Raw genomic sequence first — 5,028 nt, 5'->3', positions numbered from 1 at the left:
GCTGATTCAGAACTTGAAACTGACTCAGACGCGGAGACTGATTCAGATGTTGAAGCTGATTCAGAACTTGAAACCGACTCTGACGTAGAAAACAATTCAGATGTTGAAGCTGATTCAGAACTTGAAACCGACTCAGACGTAGAAACCAATTCAGATGCTGAAACTGACTCTGATGTCGATGCTGACTCGGATGTTGACACTGATTCAGAGTCTGAAACCGACTCAGACGTCGAGACTGATTCAGATGTTGACGCTGATTCAGATACAGAAACGGACTCTGACGTCGAGACTGATTCAGATGTTGATACCGACTCAGACGTCGAGACTGATTCAGATGTTGACTCTGATTCAGATACAGAAACGGACTCTGACGTTGAGGCTGACTCGGACATCGACACCGATTCTGAACTTGAAACTGATTCTGAACTTGAAACTGACTCTGAGGCTGAAACTGATTCTGAAGTAGATACTGACTCAGACGTTGAAACCGACTCAGACGCTGAGACTGATTCAGATGTTGACGCTGATTCTGATGTTGACTCTGATTCAGATACAGAAACGGACTCTGACGTCGAAACTGACTCAGAGGCTGACACTGATTCAGAACTTGAAACTGACTCAGATGTTGAAACCGATTCAGAACTTGAAACTGACTCTGACGTTGAAACCGATTCTGACGCGGAGACTGATTCTGATTCGAACACCGATACCGACTCAGACGTTGATACAGATACAAGTTCGGATGTAGAAACTGATACAAGAACACTCTTTGAAGTTGCTTCTGATGCACTAAGTGATTCAAATTGACTTGTCGACATCGATTCTGAATTCGAGACAGATTGACTATATTCTGTTGAGTCCATCGTCACTGCTACCAAGTTACTTGCATCCGAATAAACCGCATGGTCACCGTAGAAGATTCGAGTTTTTGCATTCACTCCACCCGACTGCAAAGGCACTGTAGGGACCACAACCGCCTGACCAGAAGCATCAGCTACAGCCGTTCCAATTTCCTCGTCGTTGTTATACAAAACGACCGTGGCCCCAGGCTTGGCACCTGTAACTGTTACAGGTGTCTGGGTATTTGCTTTCTCCAATAGTCTCGTCGTCACCGTCGGCGTTGGGAGACGCTTGACAGGAACAGTTACATCATTTGAAGTATTATCTTTATAAGTAATGGTTACCACACCTGATGCGGAGACAGAATAATCCTTAAAGTCCTTCGAGCTTACAATTTTGGGATTAGAGGCCTTAAACGCCTCCCAGATCCTATCTTTTTCAACCTCTGCTACATTGCTAGTATCATTGACATAGATCTCTGTCGTCACAGGCCTAATTGGGTTACGGATACCGTCATTTTGAGGTAACACTTTAATTCGGAAAGAGCGATCAATAAACTGATTGTTTGAATTGGTAAATCTAACCGTGATCGTATATGTTTTACCAGGCTCTACGACCTCTTTGTCTCCAACTTTCCCTTCAATCAACATCGGTGCAAACGGAGATTTCAAGGTAGCATTAGGAACCAATACACCTTCAACCCGCTCGCTGTTAGGAGCATAGCCCATATAGGTCAGGATAACCCCACCATTTCGCTCTCTCACAATGTACTGCAGCTTAACAGGATCTGAATTATAGGCCGTAATTACATGATTATTTGCAGGAGCACTCATGAAAAATGGCGCACGAAAACTATTCTCTGCATCTAATGCACGTCCTGTCCGCGGATCTCGTTGGCCCGATGTCGCACGAAGCACCGCATTGACCAAGCGATTGCGTGCACTCTTAGCCTGGCTTTCCACTGCATCGATTTGGATTGCCGGATTGGACAAGCCTGTACGAATAGCCTCTAAAGCCAGATCTCCATTTTCAATAGCAGATTCTGTCCCAGGGATTTCCAGAGCCTGTGCCCGATAGGTATATAAATCCAAGGCCAAGACCTGCAGACGCTTCACCTGCTCCTCCGAGTGAGTTGTCTGAGCCACTGCTTCTTTCTCACTCGTTTCAGAAGTAGCTACATGAATAGTATCATTCTCTGAGAGAGTGCTACTAGCAATTTCTGAAGTAGGCGGACTCATTGAGGCACTGACACCATGAGATTCGCTCAAAGATACCGATTGAGACAGTGAGACGCTTTCACTAGCTGACTCTGAAAATGAGATGGATTCACTTATAGATTGACTGGCTGACGCAGAATCTGAGTTAGACGTCGTCCCCAAGACCAAACTATCCGAACCCGCTACACCGGTCGATGGGCTGATTTCAGACCCAACAGTCGCATACATCTCATTTTCCTCGGCAAATACTGGATTGGCAACCGTTGTCGCCCCAGCAAGAGCACCCAACACAAGAATCCCTTTGGAAATCGGAGCTAGAACTGGATCAGCAGATGTTTCGAAAGGTCTCACGATTTTATCAGCCGCATCAGTACGAGAGATACGAAAAAGCCCTAGCTGCGAGACAGATGCCCGCACCCAAGTTTTTCCTGATTTGATTAATTTATAACGTGTGATTCGTTCCGTTTCACGAAACTCACCCTTCGAACGTTTGAAAAACATGTCCGCTCCTTAAAAATAAGATATCGAGTTATTATACACTAATTTTCCCCAAAAGTAACTCATTAAGACTAGTTTTTAACATAAAAAACAGCACACAAAAAGAGAACCCGGAGGTTCTCTTTTTGGATCCTTTTTCATTTCCCACATACCTGAAATGACCGAATCAAATTAGGATAGAAGATTATTTTTCATCTTCTTTTTTGCGGCTTCCAAGTGCTGCAACCCCTGCAACCCCTGCAACTGCTCCAAGAAGAGCTGAAGCTACAGATCCTGTTTCACCAGTATTTGGAAGTTGTTCAAGAGCTGGAGCTGGTTTAGCTGGTTGCTCAGGAACTGGGTTCACTGGTGTATTAGGTGTTGGATCTACCGGTGTGTTTGGTGTTGGATCCATTGGTTTATTAGGTGTTGGATCTACCGGTGTATTTGGTGTTGGAGTTGGTGGCACTGGAGTGTTTGGTGTTGGAATGTTTGGAGTCTTCACAAGTTTGTAAACATAAGTAACGTTCTTATCACCTTCGATAACTTTACCAGTTGTTGGGTCTGTTGTTGTCAAGTGACCTTCACCGTCAACTTTACCTACTGGATAGTTACCGGCTGGTACCAATTCATAGACTTTACCGTCTGGAGTTACGATTGTCTTAGGACGGTTATCCACAACTGTATCGTAGTCTTTACCTACTGGTTGGTCTTTTTCATCCACTACTGAAGTCTTGATCGTGTTACCATTTTCATCTACATAGTGAACGTAGACATTACCCTTCGGTTGAGTTGGTTGTTCTTTAAGTTTGTAGATGTAAGTAACGTCTTTACGTCCTTCGATCACTTTACCAGTTGTAGCATCTGATGACTCAAGGTGACCTTGTCCATCAACTTTACCTACAGTGTAGTTACCGGCTGGTACCAATTCATATGTCTTACCATTGTATTGGATTTCATTTGGACGGTTGTCTACTACTGTATCGTAGTCTTTATCAACTGGTTGATCTTTTTCATCCACTACTGAAGTCTTAATTGTGTTACCTTCAGTGTCTTTATAGTGAACGTAAACGTCACCCTTCACTTCTTTGTAAACGTAAGTGATGATTGAACGTGGTTTATCAACTTTACCTTTAATTGGATCAGATGATTCCAAGTGTCCATCGCCATCAACTTTACCTACTGGGTAGTCACCTTTCGGTACGATCTTGTAAGTCTTACCGTCTGGAGTCTTGATAGTATTAGGTTTTTCACCTTCCTCAGTTGTGTTATATGGTGTGTCATATGGTGAGTTTGGTGTGTCTTGACGAGGTTTCTTGATTTCTTTACCTTTTTCGTCTACGTAAGTGATGATAACATCACCTTCTTTAGGTTTCGTTGGATCTTCTTTCAATTTGTAGACGTAAGTGACATTCTTATCACCTTCAACAACTTTACCAGTTGTAGCATCATCACCTGTCCAGTGACCTTGTTCGTCGACTTGACCTACTGGGTAGTTACCGGCTGGTACCAATTCGTATGTCTTACCTTGGAATTCGATTTCTTTTGGACGGTTGTCTACTACTGTATCGTAGTCTTTATCAACTGGTTGATCTTTTTCGTCAGTAACATCGTCTTTAATCTTGTTACCATTAACGTCAACATAGTGTACGTAGACATTACCCTTAGGTTGTGCTGGTTGTTCTTTGAGTTTGTAGATGTAAGTGACGTCTTTACGTCCTTCGATAACCTTACCTGTTGTAGCGTCTGATGACTCAAGGTGACCTTGTTCGTCAACTTTACCTACATTGTAGTTACCGGCTGGTACCAATTCATATGTCTTACCATTGTATTGGATTTCTTTTGGACGGTTGTCAATTACTGTATCGTAATCTTTATCAACTGGTTGATCTTTTTCATCAGTGACATCATCTTTAATTGTGTTACCGTCAGTGTCTTTATAGTGAACGTAAACGTCACCTTTCACTTCTTTATAAACGTAAGTGATTGTTGATTTAGGTTTATCAACTTTACCTTTAATTGGATCAGATGATTCAAGGTGTCCGTCACCGTCAACTTTACCTACTGGGTAGTCACCTTTTGGTACGATCTTATAAGTCTTACCGTCTGGAGTCTTGATAGTATTAGGTTTTTCACCTTCCTCAGTTGTGTTATATGGTGTGTCATATGGTGAGTTTGGTGTGTCTTGACGAGGTTTTTGGATTTCTTTACCATCATTCTCACGGATGTAAGTGATGATTACTTCACCAACTTTAGGTGTTTCACTTTCAGACATCGATGAAGAATTTGAAGCTGAAACAGACACAGATGTAGAAAGTGAGTTTGATACTGATTCAGATGCTGATACTGATTGACTTACCGATACAGAAGTTGAAGCAGATGCTGATACTGATTGGCTCGCTGATACTGAAGCTGATTCTGATGTAGAAGCTGATACTGAGGCTGACTCAGACGCTGACGCTGATGCAGATTCTGATGTAGAAGCTGATACTGA

Annotated in this window: 2 protein-coding genes; both read right to left on the bottom strand. The window is 42.8% G+C overall.

All coding sequences use genetic code 11. The features are described from left to right. On the bottom strand, positions 1-2,558 hold a 2,558-nt coding region (locus ADG03_RS11700), incomplete at its 3' end, for a KxYKxGKxW signal peptide domain-containing protein (RefSeq protein WP_160312936.1). A gap of 181 nt (positions 2,559-2,739) precedes the next feature. Beyond that, positions 2,740-5,028, bottom strand: a 2,289-nt coding sequence (locus ADG03_RS08290; RefSeq protein WP_275043112.1) for a MucBP domain-containing protein, incomplete at its 5' end; no start/stop codon positions are given.

Source organism: Streptococcus parasanguinis, from assembly GCF_001069785.1.
Lineage (GTDB): Bacteria > Bacillota > Bacilli > Lactobacillales > Streptococcaceae > Streptococcus > Streptococcus parasanguinis_T.
Note: the sequence above shows the minus strand (reverse complement) of the source record. Positions and strands in the feature narration are given on the sequence as shown.